Annotated in this window: 20 protein-coding genes; 7 read left to right on the top strand and 13 right to left on the bottom strand. The window is 48.5% G+C overall.

Going from position 1 to position 22,398, the window contains the following annotated elements; all coding sequences use genetic code 11:
• Window positions 1-541: 541 nt before the first annotated feature.
• The 4 genes from VK958_RS08485 to hemN form a co-directional block, all read right to left on the bottom strand.
• Window positions 542-958 carry a hypothetical protein gene (locus tag VK958_RS08485; protein WP_325240685.1) on the bottom strand — a complete coding sequence of 139 codons (417 nt, stop codon included), beginning with the start codon at window positions 956-958 and terminating at the stop codon, window positions 542-544.
• A 13-nt stretch (window positions 959-971) separates the two neighbouring features.
• Window positions 972-1,808, bottom strand: coding sequence for a DNA ligase (locus VK958_RS08480; protein WP_325240683.1), 837 nt, complete (start codon window positions 1,806-1,808; stop codon window positions 972-974).
• 118 nt (window positions 1,809-1,926) lie between these two features.
• Window positions 1,927-2,631 carry a sulfite exporter TauE/SafE family protein gene (locus tag VK958_RS08475; protein WP_325240681.1) on the bottom strand — a complete coding sequence of 235 codons (705 nt, stop codon included), beginning with the start codon at window positions 2,629-2,631 and terminating at the stop codon, window positions 1,927-1,929.
• A 9-nt stretch (window positions 2,632-2,640) separates the two neighbouring features.
• On the bottom strand, window positions 2,641-4,026 hold the full coding sequence (hemN, locus tag VK958_RS08470; protein ID WP_325240689.1) for an oxygen-independent coproporphyrinogen III oxidase: 1,386 nt from the start codon (window positions 4,024-4,026) through the stop codon (window positions 2,641-2,643).
• Between the two features lie 265 nt (window positions 4,027-4,291).
• Here hemN and fnr point away from each other — a divergent pair, with 265 nt between their 5' ends.
• Together fnr and VK958_RS08460 are read left to right on the top strand one after the other, a co-directional pair.
• The gene (gene fnr / locus VK958_RS08465) at window positions 4,292-5,026 is read left to right on the top strand and encodes a fumarate/nitrate reduction transcriptional regulator Fnr (protein ID WP_414683871.1); all 735 of its coding nucleotides are present in this window, start codon (window positions 4,292-4,294) and stop codon (window positions 5,024-5,026) included.
• Window positions 5,027-5,063: 37 nt separating this feature from the next.
• Window positions 5,064-5,210: a hypothetical protein gene (locus VK958_RS08460; protein WP_325240679.1), complete on the top strand. Its 147-nt coding sequence runs from the start codon at window positions 5,064-5,066 to the stop codon at window positions 5,208-5,210.
• Window positions 5,211-5,306: 96 nt separating this feature from the next.
• Here VK958_RS08460 and VK958_RS08455 read toward each other — a convergent pair whose 3' ends face one another.
• From VK958_RS08455 to metG, 9 genes are all read right to left on the bottom strand, one after another.
• On the bottom strand, window positions 5,307-5,555 hold the full coding sequence (locus VK958_RS08455; RefSeq protein ID WP_325240677.1) for a FixH family protein: 249 nt from the start codon (window positions 5,553-5,555) through the stop codon (window positions 5,307-5,309).
• Between the two features lie 69 nt (window positions 5,556-5,624).
• Complete coding sequence (ccoG, locus tag VK958_RS08450; protein ID WP_414683870.1) at window positions 5,625-7,070, bottom strand: cytochrome c oxidase accessory protein CcoG; 1,446 nt, start codon at window positions 7,068-7,070, stop codon at window positions 5,625-5,627.
• A gap of 15 nt (window positions 7,071-7,085) precedes the next feature.
• Window positions 7,086-7,982, bottom strand: a complete 897-nt coding sequence (gene ccoP / locus VK958_RS08445; protein WP_325240673.1) for a cytochrome-c oxidase, cbb3-type subunit III — start codon at window positions 7,980-7,982, stop codon at window positions 7,086-7,088.
• A 30-nt stretch (window positions 7,983-8,012) separates the two neighbouring features.
• Window positions 8,013-8,153, bottom strand: a complete 141-nt coding sequence (locus VK958_RS08440) for a cbb3-type cytochrome oxidase subunit 3 (RefSeq protein ID WP_055825643.1) — start codon at window positions 8,151-8,153, stop codon at window positions 8,013-8,015.
• 11 nt (window positions 8,154-8,164) lie between these two features.
• Window positions 8,165-8,791: a cytochrome-c oxidase, cbb3-type subunit II gene (gene ccoO / locus VK958_RS08435; protein ID WP_325240670.1), complete on the bottom strand. Its 627-nt coding sequence runs from the start codon at window positions 8,789-8,791 to the stop codon at window positions 8,165-8,167.
• Window positions 8,792-8,801: 10 nt separating this feature from the next.
• On the bottom strand, window positions 8,802-10,238 hold the full coding sequence (ccoN, locus tag VK958_RS08430) for a cytochrome-c oxidase, cbb3-type subunit I (RefSeq protein WP_325240668.1): 1,437 nt from the start codon (window positions 10,236-10,238) through the stop codon (window positions 8,802-8,804).
• Between the two features lie 103 nt (window positions 10,239-10,341).
• On the bottom strand, window positions 10,342-10,479 hold the full coding sequence (ccoS, locus tag VK958_RS08425) for a cbb3-type cytochrome oxidase assembly protein CcoS (protein ID WP_325240666.1): 138 nt from the start codon (window positions 10,477-10,479) through the stop codon (window positions 10,342-10,344).
• Between the two features lie 4 nt (window positions 10,480-10,483).
• Window positions 10,484-12,775 carry a heavy metal translocating P-type ATPase gene (locus VK958_RS08420; RefSeq protein WP_325240664.1) on the bottom strand — a complete coding sequence of 764 codons (2,292 nt, stop codon included), beginning with the start codon at window positions 12,773-12,775 and terminating at the stop codon, window positions 10,484-10,486.
• 213 nt (window positions 12,776-12,988) lie between these two features.
• Window positions 12,989-15,079 carry a methionine--tRNA ligase gene (gene metG, locus VK958_RS08415; protein ID WP_325240662.1) on the bottom strand — a complete coding sequence of 697 codons (2,091 nt, stop codon included), beginning with the start codon at window positions 15,077-15,079 and terminating at the stop codon, window positions 12,989-12,991.
• A gap of 261 nt (window positions 15,080-15,340) precedes the next feature.
• Here metG and VK958_RS08410 point away from each other — a divergent pair, with 261 nt between their 5' ends.
• From VK958_RS08410 to VK958_RS08390, 5 genes are all read left to right on the top strand, one after another.
• Window positions 15,341-15,832 (top strand): RNA polymerase sigma factor, encoded by a 492-nt coding sequence (locus tag VK958_RS08410; protein WP_325240660.1) that lies wholly within the window; start codon window positions 15,341-15,343, stop codon window positions 15,830-15,832.
• Between the two features lie 2 nt (window positions 15,833-15,834).
• Window positions 15,835-16,818, top strand: a complete 984-nt coding sequence (locus tag VK958_RS08405) for a FecR family protein (RefSeq protein ID WP_325240659.1) — start codon at window positions 15,835-15,837, stop codon at window positions 16,816-16,818.
• Window positions 16,819-16,938: 120 nt separating this feature from the next.
• On the top strand, window positions 16,939-20,664 hold the full coding sequence (locus VK958_RS08400; protein ID WP_325240657.1) for a TonB-dependent receptor: 3,726 nt from the start codon (window positions 16,939-16,941) through the stop codon (window positions 20,662-20,664).
• A gap of 170 nt (window positions 20,665-20,834) precedes the next feature.
• Window positions 20,835-21,386, top strand: coding sequence for an RNA polymerase sigma factor (locus tag VK958_RS08395; protein WP_325240655.1), 552 nt, complete (start codon window positions 20,835-20,837; stop codon window positions 21,384-21,386).
• Window positions 21,383-22,360 (top strand): FecR family protein, encoded by a 978-nt coding sequence (locus tag VK958_RS08390; protein WP_325240653.1) that lies wholly within the window; start codon window positions 21,383-21,385, stop codon window positions 22,358-22,360. Before VK958_RS08395 ends, VK958_RS08390 begins: the two co-directional genes overlap by 4 nt.
• Window positions 22,361-22,398: the final 38 nt, after the last annotated feature.

Genomic DNA, 22,398 nt, shown 5'->3' with positions numbered 1-22,398 from the left:
AACAAAACAAAGGAATGGGTTTGTTGGATTTAGTTTTGAGAGTTAAAGATGCTACTCAGCGCGCTCTGCCCATCGCGTTCTACCATTGTCTCAACGTGGTGGGGTTAAATGGGCCCCTATCTGACGCGCCGAGTAGCGCAGGCAAAACAAGAGATAAGGGAGCGTTTGTCTGAGTCCCGCAGCTGCTCACGATCTTTGTGAGCTGCCAGGTCGAGTTTCGCGACCGCTTGTTTTGACGAGCAACGCAGGAAATAAGCGGATGCTAGGGTGCCCTTTCTTTTGGTTACTTATTCTTTGGGCAAGCAAAGAAAAGTAACTCGCTGAAAGAGCGAAAGAAAATGCCGAATATCAAGAAATAACTGTTACAACCTACCGGATTTGCAATGCCCTCTCAGACATGCGTGATCAAGCTAAAAATTAACCTCGCCTGGCTTCTCCCTTGCTGGGCGCGCTGGCTTCTGCATAAGCCAGCCGTTACTCAGGCACACAGCATGCAGTGCGAAACCCTGCTTCACCCTACGCCAGAACGACAAACTAAGAATTACCTTCTGACACACTCCTCCACCCCAGTATTGCCACCCTTAAACGCCGGTTCAAAATAAAACTTCCTGAACATTAACTGCCCTTTGGCATTTTTCTTGAACTCGGCAATCCCGGTGCCGAAATCCTGCGTTTTTCCTCCATATTCGCCATTTTCTGATGGCAAGGCAAAATGCATCGCCGCATGCATGCCATGTGCCGCCGCATGGCCTTTGTAGATGCCGTAATCAGGCACTTCCAGCTGAAAATCATAGCTGGCATCAGCACCCTTGCTATGCTCCTTGCGTAACGTCATCGTCACCGTGCCGGTATATTCACCTTCATGCGCATCCTCTCCGCGGCAGTCATAAACGCCACTCAAATCCGATGCATACACATTTGTTGTCATTAACATCAAGAGCGCTGCTAAATATTTCATATTGTTCCTAACACTATTCTGGTGGGCGTACCCGCAAAAAGCTGGCAAATTTTGGTTTGCCCTTTTTGGTGATATCCCGGTAAGTATATGTGACCTGACTGCCTATCGGTGGCGGACTCGCGCGTTGTGCATCGGTAAACCCTGTGCCTAGCTTGAACTGCAATCCATCAGGCATCTCCAACAGCAAGGAACCCATTTTACCAACGTATTTGCCTTTTCCAGGCACATGTGCGATGACCTTAGCTTCTGCATCCAGTTGTGGCTTGAGTTTAAGTAAAGCGTGATTACGGCCAGTCACATACGGTGCATCGGCACGATGCAACATCAACCCTTCGCCATGTCTGGCAACTACGCTATCGAGCGTACGTTTCAAGGCGTGGTCATCACGCACATAAAATTGTTTGATGGCTTTGAGATAGGCGCTGTTTATTTTACGGGTGAGTTGTTCGATATGCCGGGCGCGCTCGGCAAACGAACCATCAGCGTTGGGTAGTTCAAATACATAATAAGTGACCTGACGCCAGGCCGCATCTTCAGGATCTGATTGACGGACGGTAGAAGACAATAATTCAAATTGGCCTCGCCCTATCCACAATTCACCGTCCAGAGTCTGCTTGGGAAAATCTTTGGTAAACCATGCCGGCGCATGGATGGGATTGCCTTGACGGCTGATCAGTTGTTCGCCGTCCCAAAGGGCACGTATGCCATCCAGCTTTTCACTGACCAGGTATTGGCGGACATCCAACCCTTGCTGATAAATATGCGCCAGCAGGACATCCGGCGCTTTGGCATAAAGGGGACATAGCCATAAGTTGAACAACAATACGACGTAATATCTAGCGCTGCACATGCTTTCACTCCTGAAGAATTAATTTAAATTAACAGGAGTAAACTACATTAATTCTGAGAATCAGGCAATGTTTGTCATACAAGTAACAAAGTTTTATAAAAAACTTATTACTTAATAATCAAAGTACTTGGCACCATAACTTATCGTGATGCATGAGATCCATCCATAATGCAGTCAGGCTTAAGACGATAAGAAAAGTACCACTGATACGCATGCCGGTAGATTCACGCATCCACAACGGTAACGCTTGTTGGCTTGAACGCCACAGCAGAGGTGCACTAGCCAATACAGTCGCTGAACCGATAGCGAATGCCATCATCACTAATGCCCCTTGCAGCCATTGCGATTGCAGAGAGGCCAGCATAACCGCAGAGTAGAGCAATCCGCATGGTAAGAGCGCCCAGACCATGCCGGTGAACAGATAGTTAAATTTGGCGTGCCGGGTACGCTGTTTAATCCATGCCCACACCTGCTGTGCGCCCTGCACTGCCCATTGCGGCTGTTTACCAGTCACCAGAAGCAAAAAGCCCCAGGCAAAGATCAGGGTGTGGGAAAAGGTCCATAAAGGCTGGAACACCTGGCTTTGGCTGGATAACCAGGCCAGGCCACGCAGGCTTTGTGCGGCTAATGCGCCCAGCATGCCATAGCCAAGCATACGCCCCAGGTAGAAGCTCCAGGGAACGGTTTTGAAGATGCGAATCGGGATGGATCTAGCGTTGGAAGGACTTTGCATGGCGCCGCAAGCTGCACCACACATGGCTATGCAGTGAGGCCCGCCTGCCAGCCCCATGACAAAGGCGGTCAGGAGTAAACTGGCTAACATGCCGGCAGTTTAAAGGATTTTGGAGAACCTTGCACGGTTGACATCGTGCTGCAGATAGCGGTCAAATACCATGGCAATCGCACGGATAAAGAACCAGCCCATATCGGTGACTTTGATACGGTCACTTTCCATCATAACTAGACCTTGTTTTTCTTTTTCAACAATTTGTTGCAATTCAGACTTAAAGTATTCTCTGAAGTTAATCATGTATGAAAGTTCTATTGATTCATAGCTTAATTCGCCATGGCACATGATCGCCATAATGACAGCGCGGCGGATCAGGTCATCGCGGCTGAGCGCTAGCCCGCGCGCAATCGGTAATTGACCCTGATCCAGAAAGTCATAATATTCTTCCAGCGTTTTGGCATTCTGGCTGTAAGTTGCGCCTATTTTGCCTATCGCTGACACACCCAGCGCCAGAATATCCTGGTCAGCCATCGTGCTATAACCCTGGAAGTTACGGTGCAACCTGCCCTGCTGTTTGGCAATAGCCAATGCGTCATCAGGCAAAGCAAAATGATCCATGCCGATGTAAATATACCCCGCTTGCATTAATTGCTGGACTGCCTCAGACAACATCTGGATCTTGTCTACCGCGCTAGGTAGATCTTCCTGCAAAATGCGTCGCTGCGGTTTAAAACGGGAAGGTAAATGTGCATAGCCATATAGGGCGATGCGATCAGGCCGCAACGTGATTATCTGCGAAATAGTCTGCCTGAAAGAGACAGGCGTCTGTTTGGATAAGCCATAGATCAAATCGGCATTCAGTGACTGAAAGCCCATTTCACGCGCTTCACGCATGAGCGTGGCCACTTGTTTATAAGTCTGCATGCGATGTACAGCCTCTTGCACGTCAGCATTAAAATCCTGCACACCAAAACTTAACCGGTTAAAGCCCAGATTCCTCAAGTGTTGCAGGCGTTGCTGGTTCACGGTGCGTGGGTCAATTTCAACGCAATATTCCCCTTCTGCACTGAAGGTAAAGGCTTTCTTCAGCACTTGCATCAGGCGGGAAAGTTCTTCATCTCTCAGGAATGTGGGTGTACCGCCACCCAGATGTAACTGGTTAACTGCCTGTTGTTGCCCCAACTGCTGCAGATGTAAATCCAGTTCGCGCTGCAGGTAGTTCAGATAAATAGCTCCCTGCTCGTAGCGCTTGGTGACGATCTTGTTGCAAGCACAGTAAAAACATAGCGAGGCACAAAACGGTATATGCATATACACCGATAATGGTTGTGTCCAGCTATTGATATTGCGCTGCGCTACCGCCCTGCAATACGCGGCTGCATCAAAGGCTTCGACAAAACGATCCGCCGTCGGATAGGAGGTATACCGCGGCCCCGAAACATCATAGCGCTTGATGTGCTCCTGCGTAATCATCAACGTTTGTGTCATGGTCTCTAGCAACATTTTCCTGTTCAATATGGTGGGTGTAATGCCCATCCCTGCATGCAGGCTACTTTGCCACAAAGCAATCACAGCCCACTTGATACATATCAAATGGGTAGCAGTCATGGTCTTGCATAATCCATACCTATATATAGGGAAGAGAGCTGCCATCATGCTTAATGAAATCGCCACTCATGAAATATCAGGCTATGTATCACTCAAGGACGCGTATAATTTGCCGGATATGCAAAAACAATCTGGGATGACGCCTATGCATGCTGACCCTAAGCAAGTCGAACCCGATTTCAAAATAGCCTGTTCGAATTGCAACCTGCGCGAACTTTGCCTGCCGATCGGCTTAAGCACGGACGAAATGCAGCAGCTGGATGGCATGGTAGCCATCCGTAAAAAAATCAAGCAAGGTGGGCATTTGTATAGCAGCGGCGATCCATTCACCATGCTGTACGCAATCCGTACCGGCTTCTTTAAAACCTGCGTGGTGTCTGAAGATGGTCGTGAACAAGTGACCGGATTCCAGATGGCCGGTGAAATCATTGGCCTGGATGGCATCGTCAGTGATAAACATAATTGCAATGCGATTGCGCTGGAAGACGCGGAAGTGTGCGTGATGCCTTTCAGCCATGTGGAAGATCTTTCACGCGAGATTCCCATGCTGCAACGCCATGTGCACAAAATCATGAGCCGGGAGATCGTGCGCGAAAATGGCGTGATGATGTTACTCGCCAATATGCGCGCCGAAGAACGCCTGGCGGCCTTCCTGTTAAATCTGCTGCAACGGCTGCACGCCAGGGGTTACTCTAAGAGCGAGCTGATTTTGCGCATGACGCGCGAGGAGATCGGCAGCTATCTGGGTATGAAACTGGAAACTGTCAGCCGTACGTTTTCCAAGTTCAGCGAGGAAGGCATCATCGAAGTCAAACAGAAGAATATCCGTATCCTCGATCACCAAAAACTGCAAACCATCTTCAACGCTAGCACCTGTTAGGGTCACCTGGTTCACTTGCAGGCCAAAGCAATCCCTGATGCGCTGGCCGGGCATACAATCACCTGTCAGCTGGCAGTATTTTCCCATTCTGGTCACCGCCGCGCAAGGCACTTCCTTCGGCATGAACGACAGTCACCCACCCATGACATATGCAGCGATCAGCAGTATGATCCAGGCTGTGTGAGGCCTTGAACAAAAGCAAGGCTTCAACATGATGCCGGAGGATTACGCGCAAGATTTCCAGGCACGCGCGTTGATGAGAAGTGAAGGTAAAGCTGGTTTAATCGTCCACAGGTTTCATGCCGGTTTGCACGTGGTTGCGTGCGGCAACAGCGGGTGCCATGCCATCTCTTTCAGCATCCAGCGTTTTATTGATTTCGATACCTTTGCGGTAGTAATCATCAATCGGTGGATCAGGATGGGTAATGGCCAGATACAGCGTGATAAATGAGGCCACTATGACCAGTGCCGGGCCGCCAATAATCAACCAGACATACGGGTTCTGATACCACTTCTGTGAATCAATCATCTGTGTTCCTTTGTGCATTATGCTGTGTACCACCCTGCCGCTGTTCCATTGATTAGTCTCGCCCTGCGATCAGTTGCTAGGGACGATAAATACAGACTTTTCTTTGATTGTTTCTTTGGCTTGAATATCCGTCATTTCAAACAAGATCTTATGCGACCCGGCACGCGTCTCACCATCCGGCAACTGTATCTCAACAATGACATTACGCTTTTCAAAAGGTTTGAGCGCTTTGATCTGCTGCACGTTATTGTCTGAAAAACGGATCGCCAGATCAGGTAAACCGGTGACTTTCAGGTCATAATCCCGCGTGCCTTCGGTTTCATTTTCCAGTTTAAGGTTATAGACGTTTTCAATCTTGCCATCATTGGTATAACGCGCCAGCACGCCACGGTCACGCAGCACATCCAGCCTGAAATCCGGTTTGTAATAAATGCTGACCGCCATGCCAACGATCATGGTCATCAAGATAGTCGAGTAAATCAGCACACGTGGTCTAAACAGACGTGCAAGCATCTGCTGACGGCTCCAGCGATTATCCATACCGTTTTGCGTGGTGTACTTGATCAGGCCTTTGGCATAGCCCATTTTATCCATGACATCATCACAGGCATCAATACAGGCACCGCAGCCGATACACTCATACTGCAAACCATTACGGATATCGATACCGGTCGGGCATACCTGTACGCAAATATTGCAATCGATGCAACTGCCTAATCCATTAGCGTTTTCACCGGCTTTTTTGGAGCGTGAGCCGCGTGGTTCACCGCGCGCTTCGTCGTAGGTAACATTCATGGTGTCGCCATCAAACATGGCGCTCTGGAAACGCGCATACGGGCACATATATTTACAGACTTGTTCACGCATATAGCCAGCGTTGCCATAGGTGGCAAAGCCATAAAAACACACCCAGAAAGTTTCCCAGCCGCCTGCCTGGAATTGCAGCAAACTCGGCACCAGCTCGCGCATTGGCGTGAAATAGCCAACAAAGGTGACGCCAGTCCATAAACCAAATGCTATCCAGGCAAACTGTTTCAGGGATTTACGGATCAGCTTATTGGTATTCCATTTGCTGTCATCGAGGCGCATACGCGCTATCCGGTCACCTTCGATCTTCTTCTCCATCCACATATAAATCTCGGTGTACACCGTTTGCGGGCAGGTGTAGCCACACCATAACCTTCCTGCAATGGCTGTGAACAGGAATAGTGAAAGCGCAGAGACAATCAGCAGGAATGCCAGGTAAATCAGATCCTGCGGATGAAAAATCAGGCCAAACACATAAAAGCGCATGCCATCCAGATCAAACAGCATGGCCTGGCGGCCGTCCCATTGTAACCAGGGCACACCGTAGAAAAACAACTGCGTGACCCACACCATGACCCAGCGCCAGTTGTTGTACAAACCGGAAACGCTGCGTGTGTAAACCTTATCTTCAGATTTATAAAGCGAAAAAACCACCTCCTGCTCAGGTATGGTGGTTATTTTCACAGCATTTTTTCCAATGTCACCCATGGCTTTTTGCATGCCTTACTTGTTTGAAAGACCCCAAACATAAGCAGTTAGCAGGTGGATCTGCTCTGGACTGAATTTCTCTTCCCAGGCAGGCATCTGGTTATTTTTACCTTCGTGAATACGCTTGATAATCGCGGCTTCACCCTGGCCATGCAACCAGATATTGTCTGTCAGGTTAGGGGCACCGATCATCTGGTTACCCTTGCCTTCAGGGCCATGGCAAGCTGCACATACCACGAATTTATCCTTACCGGCATTGGCACGACCGGAGTCATGGATACTGCCAGAGAGGCTTAATACATAGTTGGCCACGTTTTTCACGTCTTCTTCGTTACCGACTGCGGCTGCCATTGGCGGCATCATGCCGATACGACCTCCGGTAATGGTTTCCTTGATTCTTTCAGGGTTGCCACCGTACAACCAGTCGGCATCTGTCAGGTTAGGGAAACCACGGCTGCCTTTGGCATCAGAACCATGACAAGCGGCACAGTTGTTCAGGAAAATACGCTTGCCGATATCACGTGCTTCCGGGATCTTGGCTACGTCTTCCACTGTCATTTCGGCGTATTTAGCATACAGCGGTGCAATTTTTTCGTTGTTTTTAGCTTTTTCAGCTTCGTACTGCTTAACGGCAGTCCAGCCAAATTTACCTTGGTACTCACCCAAGCCCGGGAACAGGAACAGGTAAGCCAAACCAAAAATAACGGTGATGATAAACAGACCTACCCACCACATCGGCAGCGGATTGTTCATTTCCTTAATGCCATCCCACTCGTGACCATTGGTATTATCACTATCCAAAGTCACTTTTACGCGGCTGGCGAAAATCAGCAAGCCAACACAAAATGCAATGCCACCCAGGGTAATGGTCGAAATCCAGATCGGCCAAAATCCACTTACAAAATCACTCATGATGTTTTCCTTAACCTTTTTGCACAGGTTTTAGTCTTGATCGAACGGCAGATTCTGCGCGTCCTTGAAATTTTTGGAATTGCGGTTGCGCCATGCCCAGACTGCGATCACCACAAACAGGACGAAGGTCAGTAATGTAAACAGTATGCGTAATATGCTAATGATATCCATGGCGCGTTTCCTTATTTGAGGTGAATACCCAGGACTTGCAGGTAAGCCACCAGTGCATCCATTTCAGTTTTGCCTTTGATGGCAGCACTACCCTCTTTGATCTGTTCATCGGTGTATGGCACACCTACTTTACGCAGGGCAGCCATGTGGTCACCAATCGTCGTATCATCCACCAGGTTCTCATTCAACCAGGGGTAAGCTGGCATGATGGATTCCGGCACAACGTCACGTGGCTGGTTCAAGTGTACACGGTGCCAGTCATCGCTGTATTTACCACCCACACGATGCAGGTCCGGACCTGTACGTTTGCTGCCCCACTGGAACGGATGGTCGTATACATACTCACCCGCTACAGAGTAATGGCCATAACGCAACGTTTCAGCATGGAATGGACGGATCATCTGTGAGTGGCAGTTATAGCAACCCTCACGTTGATAAATATCACGGCCAGCCAGCTGCAATGCAGTGTAGGGTTGCAAACCACGGATAGGCTCAGTCAGTGTCTTCTGGAAAAACAAAGGCACGATTTCTGCCAAACCACCGAAAGAGATGGTGATTAAAGTCAGCACGATCAACAGAAAGTTATTGGTTTCGATCTTCTCGTGCAGATTGCCACTATTTTGTTCATGAGATGCCATGATGGATTCCTTAAGCGTGAGCTACCACAGCAGGTATTTCTACCGTCGCCGCTTTGCCGCTAGTTGCTGTTTTATAGGTGTTCCACAACATGATCACTAAACCGCTCATGTAAAGGAAACCACCAATCGCACGTGTGAGGTAGTACGGGAATTTCGCTTTCACGCTTTCGACAAAGGTATAAGCCAAAGTACCGTCAGCGTTCATTGCACGCCACATCAAACCTTCCATCACACCGGAAATCCACAATGCCGCGATGTATAACACCACACCAATCGTCGCCATCCAGAAATGCACTTCAATCGCTTTTACGCTGTACATCTGTTTCTGCCCGAACAGGCGTGGAATCAGGAAGTACAGGGAACCGATGGAAATGAAACCTACCCAGCCCAGCGCACCAGAGTGTACGTGACCAATGGTCCAGTCAGTGTAGTGAGAGAGTGCGTTCACCGTTTTGATCGCCATCATCGGGCCTTCAAAGGTACTCATACCGTAGAAAGACAATGAAACGATCAGGAAACGCAAGATAGGGTCTGTGCGCAGTTTGTGCCAGGCGCCGGACAAGGTCATGATACCGTTGATCATACCGCCCCAGCTAGGTGCAAACAGGATCAGGGATAACACCATGCCTAAAGACTGCGTCCAGTCAGGCAAAGCGGTGTAATGCAGATGGTGAGGACCCGCCCACATGTAAGTGAAGATCAGCGCCCAGAAGTGCACGATAGACAAGCTGTAAGAATACACAGGACGCTCGGCTTGTTTAGGCACAAAGTAGTACATCATGCCCAGGAAACCCGCTGTCAGGAAGAAACCCACCGCGTTGTGACCATACCACCACTGCACCATCGCATCTTGCACGCCTGCATAAGCAGAGTAAGACTTGAACCATCCGGCCGGGATCGCTGCACTCTCAACGATATGCAATAAAGCCACCGCCAAGATAAACGCACCGTAGAACCAGTTAGCCACATAGATGTGTTTGACTTTACGGATACCGATAGTGCCGAAGAACACGATGGCATAAGAAATCCACACCACAGCGATCAGGATATCGATCGGCCATTCCAGTTCACCGTATTCCTTACCCTGGGTGTAGCCCAGTGGCAGGGAAATCGCGGCAGCCACAATCACTGCCTGCCAGCCCCAGAAAGTAAAACTCGCCAACTTATCGCTGAACAAGCGTGTCTGGCAGGTACGTTGTACGACATAGTACGAAGTCGCAAACAAAGCACAGCCGCCAAATGCAAAGATCACTGAATTGGTATGCAGTGGTCTCAAGCGGCCAAAAGAAGTATATGACAGGCCCAGGTTTAAATCAGGCCACACTAATTGCGACGCGATGATCACGCCCATCAATGTGCCAAACACCCCCCAAACCACTGCCATGATTGCGAATTGGCGCACTACTTTGTCATTGTAGGTCGCAGCCTTCACGGTTGCATCTTGCATGGATTACTCCCAATCATTAAAACAAACACCCAACATGAAAAAACTACTTTTTTAGATAGATGCCCAATGTCGCACACTTTAAATGGCGGCGATTTGACACATATCAATCCTGTTCAAGAATCCGTGAACCTTCTTCTTCCAGATCCTCAAACTGTCCTGTATGGATGGCCCACCAAAAGCCACCCAGAATCACAAATACCAACAGTACTGCCAGCGGTATTAACATAAATGCTATTTCCATAGAGCTATGCCTGACCTTTCTGCCAGCCTGACTTATTCCAGTCCGTCAGCCGCAATGCATTCAGCAATACCAATAGCGAACTGGCTGCCATACCTAACCCGGCCAGCCAGGCAGGCAGCAAACCCATAATCGCCAGAGGCACTCCGGCAGCGTTATAAAGCGCCGCCCATAACAAATTTTGTTTTACGATGAGGATAGTTTTCTTACAGTGAGAAATGAGCGAAACCAGCACACCGATATCATTACCCAATATCACCATATCGGCTTGTGCCTGCGTCAAAGGGACGCCGGTACCCATTGCAATAGAAGTATGCGCTGCTGCAATGACAGGGCCGTCATTCAAACCATCACCAACCATTAAAACTTTCCGCCCCTGTTGTTGCAGCAACATCACGTGTTGCAGCTTATCTTCTGCTTTTTGCAGACCTGACGCACTCTGAATACCGAGTTGTAATGCCAGATTTTTTACCGGCGCTATTCTATCACCAGATAACAGTTGAATATCAAGCCCGTGTGAAATTAATTGTGAAATCGCCGCCTTGGCATGCGGCTTCACCTGCTCGGCCAATGTGAATCGCGCCACCATCACGTTGCCGGCCATTAAATACACCTGGCGTTCTGCACCAGCTTCTGATTCCTGCAAGCCACTAAACTCGGCATTACCCAGTTTGACCGCGACAGCGGCTTCAGCTTGTGTATCCAACGTCGCTGAAATCCCGCCGCCAACCACTTCCTGCCAGTCATGCAGGGCCAGGTCGCTCACAGCATCCTGTTCCATTGCATAAGTATGCAAAGCCTTTGCCACCGGATGCAGTGAATCGCGGGTGATCGATGCCAGCATATCCAGAATCAAGGTATTGCCCCAATCCGGATGTGTTTCAGCCAATTGCACCTGTTGCAGGTTCTCAGTCAATGTGCCGGTTTTATCAAACACAATGGTATCGATTTCGCTCATGGCCTGAATCGCCTGTAAACGGCGGATCAGCACACCACCTTTGGCAAACGTACCCGCGCTTGCCAGCATGGCCGCCGGCGTCGCCAGTGACAATGCACATGGGCAGGTCACGACCAACACCGCGACTGCCGACATCACGGCTTTGGCCGGGTCAATCGACCACCAGTAAGCCACCGCGAACAAAGCGGCCAGTAATACTCCCCACAGGAACGGTTGTGCGACTTTATCAGCCAGCAAGGCAATACCGGGTTTTTCGATGGAAGCGGAAGCCATCAGGTTCACCAGCGCATGGTATTGCGTGCCCTCACCCACCTGCTCGACCTGCACCTCGATCACGGAAGTCAGGTTGCCGGAACCGGCGATCACTTGCGCACCGGTTGGCTTCATCACCGGGTCTGATTCGCCGGTGAGCATGGATTCATCGGCGCTGGTACTACCGACAATGACTTTGCCATCCGCGGCAAAAACCTCGCCTGGACGGACATACAGAATATCGCCTACATTGATATTGCTGGCGGCAATCTGCACCCATTCGCCTGAGTCACTTTTCTTGAGCACCGCATTAGGCAAGCGACGCATCATGTTTTCCAGCGCACCGGCGGTACGATTACGCAGTTTCACATCCAGCCAGCGCCCGATCAGCAAAAAACTGACAAACATGGTGAGTGAATCGTAATAGACCACATCGCCCCACCAGCCGCCGGGCGCAAAAGTCGCCAAGGTGCTCATGACGAAAGCAGTGATAATACCCAATGACACCGGCACATCCATACCTAGCTGGCGCTGCTTGAGGCTGATCCAGGCCTGGGACAGAAACGGCGTCGCTGAAAACAGCATCACCGGCAATGTCAGCAGCCAGGAAGCCCACTTCATCAATTGCACCATGTCCGGTGCCATGTCATTGCTATCGGCGGTATAAGTCGGATAAGCGTACATCATGACTTGCATCATGCAGAAAACCGCAACCACCAGCCGCCACAGCATCTTGCGCTGTTGAACCGTTCTATCGGTAATGGCGGAGTATTCGTTGACCGGCAAGGCGGAGTAGCCAATATCGTCCAGATTGGCAAACCATTGCGAAGGGGAGGTTTTCTGTGCATCCCATACGACGCGGACACGTTTAGAAGCTGAGCTGGCATGCACTGCAAGTACGCCGGGAAGTTGCTTCATGGTCTGCTCAATGCGCCCGCTGCAGGCGGCGCAGTGCATAGTATCGACCCATACGTGCGAGGTCCACACATGCGTAGCACTGGCATCACGCTGGCTAAAACGTTCCCATTCGGACTGGATATCCAGCCCTTGCCAGGGATTTGCACCGCTCACTGCTTGGGACGCTGCCATTGCAATATGGACCATTCGTGAAACATTATACAACTTTATATTATATGATTGAATATAATATAAAACAATGATTTAGCCGGGATTTGAAATGTTTATTAACACCGAAAACGGCAGTCTTTTCTTTGATTTAGCGCAAGGAATTGCTAATTAAGAGAACCCTGTTATGACAAATGCCGGCGCATTCCGTTCCGGCACATCATCATTCAGTGTGTATTATTTGACACGCATACCAGGCTGCGCACCACTATCAGGTGAAAGGATATAGGGCCCGCCGCGCTCATCGCTGGCAGCCAGCACCATGCCCTCGCTTAAACCGAACTTCATTTTGCGCGGTGCCAGGTTGGCGACCATCACGGTCAGGCGTCCGACCAAAGTGGCAGGATCATAAGCTGACTTGATGCCTGCGAAGATCTGGCGCGGGTTTTCTTCGCCGATATCCAGCATCAATTTCAGCAACTTCTCGGCACCTTCAACATGCTCGGCACTGACAATTTTGGCAATGCGTAAATCCACCTTCGCAAAATCATCAATTGAAATATAGTCGCCCTCTTCTGCCGGTTTGCTTTCAGCTTTCGCTGTGTGTTTAGCCTCAGCTTGAGCGGCTGGCGCGGCTGCGGCTGACTGTAAACTTTCTTTATTGGCTTCCACCATGGCTTCAATCTGCTTGCCTTCCAGGCGCGTCACCATATGCGTATAAGGCTGTATGGTTTGCGAACCCAGGCCAAAAGCCGCATCGGCCCACTGCAAAGGTGTCACATCAAAGAAAGCCTCTACCGCCTTCGCAATCTCTGGCAGTACCGGCTTCAGGTAAATCGTCAACAGGCGGAACATTTCCAGCGCATTACTGCAGATCGCATGCAACTCCGTCGCTTTACTTTCATCTTTGGCGACTACCCACGGCGCGGCCTCAGCCACATACGCATTGGCAGCATCGGTAAGCTTCATGATCTCGCGCAATGCACGTGCAAAATCACGCGCCGTGAAAGCTTCAGCAATGGCTGGCGCCGCAGCGCGCATATCGTCAATGACGGCATGCTGGGCCGGGATGATTTTGTTGTCGAATTTTTTGGCAATGAATCCGGCGGTACGGCTGGCGATATTGATGTATTTACCGACCAGGTCACTATTCACGCGCGCAACAAAATCTTCCAGGTTCAAGTCAATATCTTCCATGCTGCCATTCAATTTGGCGGCATAGTAATAACGCAGGTATTCAGGATTCTTGACATGATCCAGGTAACTGCGCGCAGTGATAAACGTGCCGCGTGACTTGGACATTTTTTCGCCATTCACGGTCAGGAAACCATGCGCAAACACCTGCGTCGGCGTGCGGTAACCGGAATATTCCAAAGTCGCCGGCCAGAACAAGGCATGGAAATACAGGATATCCTTGCCGATAAAGTGATACAGCTCGGTGGTGGAATCCTTTTTCCAGTATTCATCAAAGTCCAGACCTGACTTTTGATTACCGTCAGTTGCTTGCTCACTCTTTGAACACAAATTCTTGAAACTGGCCATGTAACCAATTGGCGCATCCAGCCACACGTAGAAATACTTACCTGGCGCATCCGGGATTTCAAAGCCGAAATACGGCGCGTCACGCGAAATATCCCAGTCAGATAGTTTGTTCTCACCCGCTTCGCCCAGCCATTCATTCATTTTGTTGGCGGCTTCGGCCTGCAATGTCCCGGATCGCGTCCAGTCACGTAAAAAGTCCACGCACTCACTTAACTTAAAGAAATAGTGCTCAGTCTCCTTACGTACCGGCGTCGCGCCAGACACTGCGGAATAAGGATTGATCAATTCTGTCGGGCTGTAAGTGGTGCCGCAGACTTCACAGTTATCTCCATATTGATCCTTGGAGTGACATTTGGGGCACTCGCCTTTGATAAAGCGGTCCGGCAGGAACATACTTTTGACCGGGTCAAAATACTGTTCAATCGTTTTAGTGGCGATTTTGCCGTTGGCTTTCAGCGCGCGGTAAATATTGCCAGAGAGCTGGCGGTTTTCTTCCGAGTTGGTCGAATAGTAATTATCAAACTCCACCAGGAAATCAGCAAAATCCTGGCTGTGCTCCACATGCACTTTTTCAATCAGTGCTTCCGGCGTGATGCCTTCTTTTTCCGCACGCAGCATGATAGGTGTGCCGTGCGTGTCATCCGCGCAAACGTAATGCACAGTATGGCCCTGCATTTTCTGAAAACGCACCCAGATATCGGTTTGAATATATTCAACCAGATGCCCCAAATGGATACTGCCATTGGCATAAGGCAAGGCGGAAGTCACCAGAAGTTTGCGTGTCATGAAAGCAAGACCAAAGTAAAAGCAGCTATTTTAGCAAACCGGCAAGCGTTTCTGCGACATTTCTGCGATACCGTCCCTCAACACCATAATGGCTAAATTGCACCAACATGGCTGCATACAGCCACTTTACCTTCTATCTACTTTTATGAATTATTTAAAACTCGATTTGAAAACAAACAGTTATGAAAAGCCAGACCATGTTTTGGCAACGGTACAATCCTTGCCTTTAAATAAAACCACATATTCCTTCGCAGAGTTAAGATGTTCTGGCACGGTATTAATCTACATTGGGCATACTCCACACTGCTTCCCGGCATCCGGCGAAAAACCCACTGCCAGCACCAGGCCAAAGACATACTGCATGATGGTTTTCTGCGCTTTGCATTAACCACCAGCCCGAATCGCGAGCAGGAACCGCACGCCTACCTGCGCACCATTGTGCAAAACCTGCTACTTGAGCAATACCGCAAGGAAAGCTACTTCACCGATTACCAGCAACAAATTGACCTGGAAGAACCGGCCACCGTTTCAACCGAACACCTGGCCGATATCAAACAGCGCCTGGAACTGGTCACGCAGATCATCCAGGAACTACCGCCGCGTTGCCGCCAAGTATTCATGATGTACCGCATTGAAGGTTACGCGCAGAAAGAAATCGCCAGCCAGCTCAATATCAGCCTGAATATGGTCGAACGCCACCTGATTCGCGCCCTGCTCGATATCCGTGCCGCCCGCGAACGATTCCTCAAATAACTATGCATACGCAAAAGAAAATCAGTGAAACCGCCGCCCGCTGGTTTATCCGCATGCAGGAAGCCGCACCCGATGCGCCTGAACGCAGCCAGTTTGAAGCCTGGCTCATGCAACACCCCGCCCATCAAAAAGAATATCTGAGCATCAGCGATGCCTGGCAAGGCCTGGATTCAATGAACGAATTGAAGACCATTGCACAAGCCAAACAGGCGGATGTGTTTTTCAAACAAAGCGAACGCAAAAAAACCACGCGCAAACTGGTGGGCAGCATTTCCAGCTGTGTGGCATTGATGTTTATCGGCTGGGCCGGTTACCAGCAATATCAAACCTGGCAAGCAACGCCTACCCTGCAACTGGCTTCAGAAACCACGCGCGCGCAACTTGTCACAGAAACGCTGGATGACGGCAGCCGTGTGACCTTGAATGCCAACACGCAAATCGAGATTAAATACTACCGCAACCAGCGACACATCGATTTGCTCAAGGGTGAAGCGATATTCGAAGTGCAACGTGACGCCGACAGGCCATTTGTGGTCGAAACTGACCGCATCAAAGTCACCGTGTTGGGTACACGTTTTGCCGTCAACAAACTCAGCCAGCTTGAACGCGTCAGCGTAGACCACGGCAAAGTGGAGGTCGCTTCCAAAACTGGTGAAGAAAAAATCATCCTGCAAAATAACCAGGTAGGCGAATTCAAACAAACCAGATTGCAACCACGCACCAATGTATCCGCCCAGGATTACTTTAAATTCACTAGCGGCACACTGGTGTTTAACCAGGCTGAAGTGGCTGAGATCGCCGAAACACTCACGCGCTACAACCCAACGCCAGTGATGACTGATGGGCTATCAAAAGACCATATCAGCGCCGTCGTAGCCGTGAAAGATACCAATAACTTTATTTCCACCCTGCCGCGGATCGCCAATATCCGTATCAAGCAAACCTCTACTGGCACACTGCTTGAAACCACCTCGCCTGCAAAATAACTAATCACAGGCACTCCCCAAACACCAAACGACTAACAATCTTTTGCAATTGGCATATCAGGGTTTCGATTCCTCATGCATTAAGGCAATAACAAGCCAAGGAATAACAAGGGAATCCTGATGCAACGATCCAAAAAAATCATTCTGAGCGCAGCGGTAGCTGCGTGCTTTGCCAGCAACCCATATTGGATTTCTACTTCGCAGGCAGCAGAACTCAATACCAACATTCCAAAATCAGATGAAGAGATTGTTTTGGGGCAAAAAATCACGGTGAATTTACCAGCCCAACCACTTGCAGCTTCGCTCAAAGCACTCAGTGCAAAAATAGGCTTGAACATCACTTATAACGACAAACTGGTGTCAGATAAACAAGCGCCTGCGCTGAGTGGATCAATGCGCAGTAAAGAAGCATTGCAAAAGCTACTGGCAAATACTGGGCTTGAAGCAAAGCTGAATGATCAAACGCTTTATATTCAGCGTATTCCAATGCGCGCCGAAGACAAAAGCGTAGAGATCGATAAAGTTGAAGTTCGCGCCAAGAAGTTTTATGAAGTTGGGCCAATGCCTGGGTTGGCTCTAACAAAGGAAGAAATTCCTGGCAATGTACAGTCGCTCACGGCTAAAGATATTAAAGAAGCACACACATTAACAATCACTGATTTGATGAATCAAAAGCTGCAATCGGTTACTGTCAATGATTACCAAAGCAATCCATTCCAAATGGATTTGCAATATCGCGGTTTCACAGCATCCCCTCAATTAGGCACGGCACAAGGTATTTCTGTATTTCTGGATGGCATCCGTGTTAACGAGCCTTTCGGTGATGTGGTGAACTGGGACATGATTCCAATGAACGCGCTTTCCAGCCTTGAGATCATTCCTGGATCAAATCCTATCTATGGCCTGGGTACTTTAGGTGGTGCATTAACCATGCGCACCAAAAGTGGCTTTGATGGCAAAACGCTTGATGCAGAAGTGATGACGGGTTCGTTTGGTCGTAAACAATTACAGATTTCAGCGGGAAACAACAACGGTGTTGTTGCTGGTTTCCTTTCAGGCAATTTCTTTTTAGAAGATGGTTGGCGTGATAACTCACCCAGCAAAGTGAATCAGGTCTTTGGTAAAGGTGAGTGGCAAAGTGAGCGTGCACGCGTAAGTTTTTCAGGACTGTATGCAGGGAATAAACTAACCGGTAATGGACTACTGCCACAGCAAATGGTCGATCAAAATCCTAAGCAGGTATATACCTCACCGGATGAAAGCAAAAATGAGTTGTTTCAGTTTCAACTTGCAGGTATTTGGGATGTAACAGATACGTTCAATATTTCCGCTCAAGTTTATAACCGCAATAGTAAACGTAAGAGTCACATGTCAGATGTGAACGAAAACTTTGGGGGAACTGCTGGTCGCCCAAACTCAGCAACAGTTAATGATTCTAACCGCCAGCTTCTGTATGGGTTGCCAGATATAAATCGTGATGGTTTGCCTGATTACAACGATTACGCTTATAACGTAGCGGCAGACGCATCGGGGAGAGCTCTCGATGTGAATGGAATTGCAGATGGTGACCCTGGTTTTGATATCAATAACTTAGCATATGGTGCAAATTTTAATACTCAGGCTAATGCTAATCAGGCGCAGGTAACCGCCTCTGATGGCTCAGGTAATTTAGTTTGGAACTGGGTTAATGATCCAAGAAGAAATAATGATGATTTAAATCAGCCATCAACTATTCCTAATGCTTTTAATGCTCCTGTAACTGCTGAATTTGAGCAAGTAGCGCGTTTTGCATTTGCAAATTACGGAAAAATACTAGCAGGTATTGGTAATAATTACGGATTATCCTCTGATACTTTACATCCAGGTACGGGGAACAAACTTTATTTTTACGATGTTGCAGGTTCTTTTGGCCTAACTGGATCGTTAAGTGGTTATACAGATAATAATGGGTTTTTTCATGATTATTTTGAGCTCATAACGCCGATTAATGAGGCGAATGTACCAAACTCTTTTGGGAGCGCCGGAGGTTTATCCCAAGCACCAACAAGAGCACCATTAGTGTTGGACGCTAATGGCAATGCAATTTTTAGAGATGGTAAATACGCTAGTGGGCCATTTGCGACTACTGGTTATATTAATGGTACTCCAACAGCATTATTCACAGATACGCAGGTAGATCAGTTAGGTAAGGGTGCTTCATTACAATTGAACTGGAATTTAGAGAAGCATAAGTTCATGCTGGGAGCCTCCCTAGATAAGGCGGATACCACTTATGAAAGTAAGCAGTATCTGGGTTTACTAGACGCTAACCGTCGTGCATATGTTGCTCCAGAACTATTGGGCTGGGAATATTATGCAAATGTGGCTGGACGGGGTTATGGGCTAAATGATTTTAAAGGGAACAGCCTGACCAAAAGTTTTTATGCGAGCGAAACTTGGTCCCCTACTAAAACACTTAATTTCACTGTTTCTGCGCGTTACAACCGCAGTTATGTTGATAATCAACTTGCGGTCGCTCGACTATCTTCATTCAGTGATGTAAACACGATATTAAATTATATAAATCTTCTTACATTATGTACTGACAATAATAATGATGGCGCGATAGACGCTTCAGAATGCCCAACTGGGTTGGGTGCCATCATTCCATTTGATCCAAGCACTTTTCCACTCGACGCAAATGGACAAAATATTGCAACCTTACGTCCACCAGAAAAAGAGAAATTCAAATACCGTTCATTTAATCCTTCTATTGGTGTAACTTGGCAAGCGACAGAAGATTTGAATCTTTACGCAAATCTTGGACGCGGAGCTAGGACTCCTACTGTTATTGAATTGGGTTGTGCCTATGACCCAACACCGGTTTTTCAAGGTAATGATGTTAATGGAAACCCGTTGTATAGACCAAGATCTACAAGCGAACAACGTGTTTGTAATTTGCCTGGGGCATTGTCAGGTGACCCATATCTAAAGCAAGTGCGCTCAACCAGCTATGAAGTAGGTGCGCGCGGCCAGCTTACAGAGAATATCCAATGGAATGCCGCGTTGTACCAGACTGATCTAACCGACGATATTTATTTTGTAGCAATCAATGCAACCAGTAGTTACTTCCAGAATGTCGGAGACACTCGTCGACGCGGTCTGGAGATGGGTCTTAAAGGCACTTGGGGAAAAGCTAGTTGGGGAGTTAATTACGCACTTACCGATGCAACTTTCCAATCCAGATTCAAACTCGCAAGTCCAAGTAACAGCTCTGCTGGTAATGTCTACGACATTGTTAGCCAAACAGGTGAAGGGAATTACCAACAAATTACCGTCAATCCGGGGAATCGCATGCCAGGAGTTGCCCTGCACAATCTTAATTTAAATTTTGCTTATGACATTACCAAAGACTGGCGTATAGGCTTGAATGCTGTTGTTCATTCCGATGCTTTTATTAGAGGTAATGAAAATAATAAACATCGTGCTGGTCCAGCCTCGCCTATCGTTGGGCCATTCTGCGATGGTGGAAATACGACTTGTACTGTGCAGCGAGCTGGTTTCGGGGAAGGCAAAACAGATGGTTATGCTGTGTTTAATTTTAATACGTCTTACAAACTAAACCCAGAATGGACTGTGGGATTACGTATCAATAACCTTTTTGATAAGGAGTATGCCAGCGCGGGGCGGTTAGGGCTGAATGCATTCTCTCCATCAATAAGGGGAGTAATTGGAGAAAGTGGCTTTAACTACAACAGTGCTGACTGGCAGGGAACAAGTTTTCTTGGGATAGGTGCTCCAAGATCTGCTTTTGTAACGCTAAGCTACGAATTTCAGCCTACGAAGCTTGACGGGTTGGTGGAATAGTTAGCAGGCAAAATGGTGGCTGATATGAACCAACAAATTTAATCATTTGAGCCACTTTTTAAAACTCCTTTTTCATTACTTTAAACAAAACAATGAGTTGCCGTACCAATTAGACACGGCACAAATATTGCAACATTGATCTACTAACGTCATCAAGCTGGTTGAATGCAATGAGTTTTTTTACCAAAGCCGACACGGATATTTACTGGTGCAACCTGAGTTTGAAATGGGTTTACACCGATTTGTTTCGTAGCATTTACGGGCAAACCAGAAATTTTCATCTGGCAAGCGATGTGTTGCATGATGCGATTGTGAAGTTTGCGGTTAAAAACAGCCTGAGGCAGATTGATGAGCCGCAGGCTTATATGCGCGGCATCGTTAAAAATACCATTGTGGATTATTACCGCGATGCTTCTCATTTTGTGGACCTGGAATTGTCAGGCGCAAACGCGGATTTACTTGATGCCGAGCATGAACACAGCTACCAGCACTCCCCCGAGAAAATAGCAGATTTAAAGCAGCGCATGCTGGCTTTGCAAAATATCATTGATTGCCTGCCAGCCAAGTGCCGCCAGGTGTTCTGGATGCACCGGATTGAGGGCAAACTGCAAACGGACGTTGCCACTGAGCTCAACATCAGCCTGAACATGGTTGAGCGGCACATGATCCGCGCGCTGGTGGATATTTCACTGGCTAAAGATTACCTGCTGAACGACAAATGACCCGTCAACGACATTCGATCCTGGAGCAGGCTTCCAAATGGTTTATGCGCCTGAAGGACGCCGCGCCGGATCACGTCGATAGAAGCAAGTTTGAAGTGTGGTTGATGGAGTCTGAAGCGCATCGCCAGGCTTATCAGACCATTGCGGAAACCTGGGGCGACTTTGACTCGTCGGCGCAAATCAGCAGTATTTCGCAAGCGATGAGTATGCGCAAACTGGATGAAGATATCCGCAAGCGCCAGAAAAATACCACCTATGCCAAGCTGGGGGCCATCGCCATCATTGGCCTTTCCAGCCTGTTTGCCTTTAATCAGTGGCGAGAGTGGCATGCCAAGCCACTGGAAACCATCGCCCAGACCAGTGCGCCCGGCCATATGGTCAGCCGCTACTTGTCGGATGGCACCAAGCTCACTCTCGATGCGCACAGCGATACCAAAGTGCTGTATTACCGCGATAAACGCTATGTGCAACTGTTGCACGGCCAGGCTGTGTTTGAAGTGGTGAAAGACGCTGACCGGCCATTTATAGTGGAAAGCAACCACGCCAGAATCACCGTGAAAGGCACGCGCTTTGTGGTGAATATGATCAACCATAAAACAGTGGTGGCGGTGGATCATGGCAAGGTGCTGGTCGAGACCTTGCAGGCTGATCAGGCAAACAGTGTGTTACTCACCGATGGCCAGGTCGCAGAAGTAAAAGCGCAAGCCAGCCCGGTAAAAGTGCAAAAACCAGCCAAAGACTACTTTGCTTTCCTGCAAGGCAAACTGATTTTTGATGGTGCACCTATGAGTGAAGTCACTGAAACCCTGTCACGCTACCGCGAACCACCGTTAGTCAACCATTCGCATGCAAATGCTGAAATCTCCGCTGTCGTTGATGTGAAAACCCTCAACAAATTTATTAAAACCCTGCCAGCGGTCGCACCGGTCAGACTGCAAGAGTCAGACACCGAAACCGTAGTGCTAGATCGTTAATCCTCACAAAAATTTACCTTTCCCACATCAGGGAGTTG

This window comes from Methylophilus sp. (assembly GCF_035460085.1).
Taxonomy (GTDB): Bacteria; Pseudomonadota; Gammaproteobacteria; order Burkholderiales; family Methylophilaceae; genus Methylophilus.
The sequence above is the reverse complement of the archived record's forward strand: the minus strand, read 5'-3'. Positions and strand labels throughout refer to the sequence as shown.

Excerpts from the sequence above, each read along its gene's own strand:
- VK958_RS08485 (WP_325240685.1), bottom strand. The coding sequence starts at position 958 with ATGAAATATTTAGCAGCGCTCTTGATGTTAATGACAACAAATGTGTAT.
- VK958_RS08480 (WP_325240683.1), bottom strand. The coding sequence starts at position 1,808 with ATGTGCAGCGCTAGATATTACGTCGTATTGTTGTTCAACTTATGGCTA.
- VK958_RS08475 (WP_325240681.1), bottom strand. The coding sequence starts at position 2,631 with ATGTTAGCCAGTTTACTCCTGACCGCCTTTGTCATGGGGCTGGCAGGC.
- hemN (WP_325240689.1), bottom strand. The coding sequence starts at position 4,026 with ATGACACAAACGTTGATGATTACGCAGGAGCACATCAAGCGCTATGAT.
- fnr (WP_414683871.1), top strand. The coding sequence starts at position 4,292 with ATGCATGCTGACCCTAAGCAAGTCGAACCCGATTTCAAAATAGCCTGT.
- VK958_RS08460 (WP_325240679.1), top strand. The coding sequence starts at position 5,064 with ATGCGCTGGCCGGGCATACAATCACCTGTCAGCTGGCAGTATTTTCCC.
- VK958_RS08455 (WP_325240677.1), bottom strand. The coding sequence starts at position 5,555 with ATGATTGATTCACAGAAGTGGTATCAGAACCCGTATGTCTGGTTGATT.
- ccoG (WP_414683870.1), bottom strand. The coding sequence starts at position 7,070 with ATGGGTGACATTGGAAAAAATGCTGTGAAAATAACCACCATACCTGAG.
- ccoP (WP_325240673.1), bottom strand. The coding sequence starts at position 7,982 with ATGAGTGATTTTGTAAGTGGATTTTGGCCGATCTGGATTTCGACCATT.
- VK958_RS08440 (WP_055825643.1), bottom strand. The coding sequence starts at position 8,153 with ATGGATATCATTAGCATATTACGCATACTGTTTACATTACTGACCTTC.
- ccoO (WP_325240670.1), bottom strand. The coding sequence starts at position 8,791 with ATGGCATCTCATGAACAAAATAGTGGCAATCTGCACGAGAAGATCGAA.
- ccoN (WP_325240668.1), bottom strand. The coding sequence starts at position 10,238 with ATGCAAGATGCAACCGTGAAGGCTGCGACCTACAATGACAAAGTAGTG.
- ccoS (WP_325240666.1), bottom strand. The coding sequence starts at position 10,479 with ATGGAAATAGCATTTATGTTAATACCGCTGGCAGTACTGTTGGTATTT.
- VK958_RS08420 (WP_325240664.1), bottom strand. The coding sequence starts at position 12,775 with ATGGCAGCGTCCCAAGCAGTGAGCGGTGCAAATCCCTGGCAAGGGCTG.
- metG (WP_325240662.1), bottom strand. The coding sequence starts at position 15,079 with ATGACACGCAAACTTCTGGTGACTTCCGCCTTGCCTTATGCCAATGGC.
- VK958_RS08410 (WP_325240660.1), top strand. The coding sequence starts at position 15,341 with ATGTTCTGGCACGGTATTAATCTACATTGGGCATACTCCACACTGCTT.
- VK958_RS08405 (WP_325240659.1), top strand. The coding sequence starts at position 15,835 with ATGCATACGCAAAAGAAAATCAGTGAAACCGCCGCCCGCTGGTTTATC.
- VK958_RS08400 (WP_325240657.1), top strand. The coding sequence starts at position 16,939 with ATGCAACGATCCAAAAAAATCATTCTGAGCGCAGCGGTAGCTGCGTGC.
- VK958_RS08395 (WP_325240655.1), top strand. The coding sequence starts at position 20,835 with ATGAGTTTTTTTACCAAAGCCGACACGGATATTTACTGGTGCAACCTG.
- VK958_RS08390 (WP_325240653.1), top strand. The coding sequence starts at position 21,383 with ATGACCCGTCAACGACATTCGATCCTGGAGCAGGCTTCCAAATGGTTT.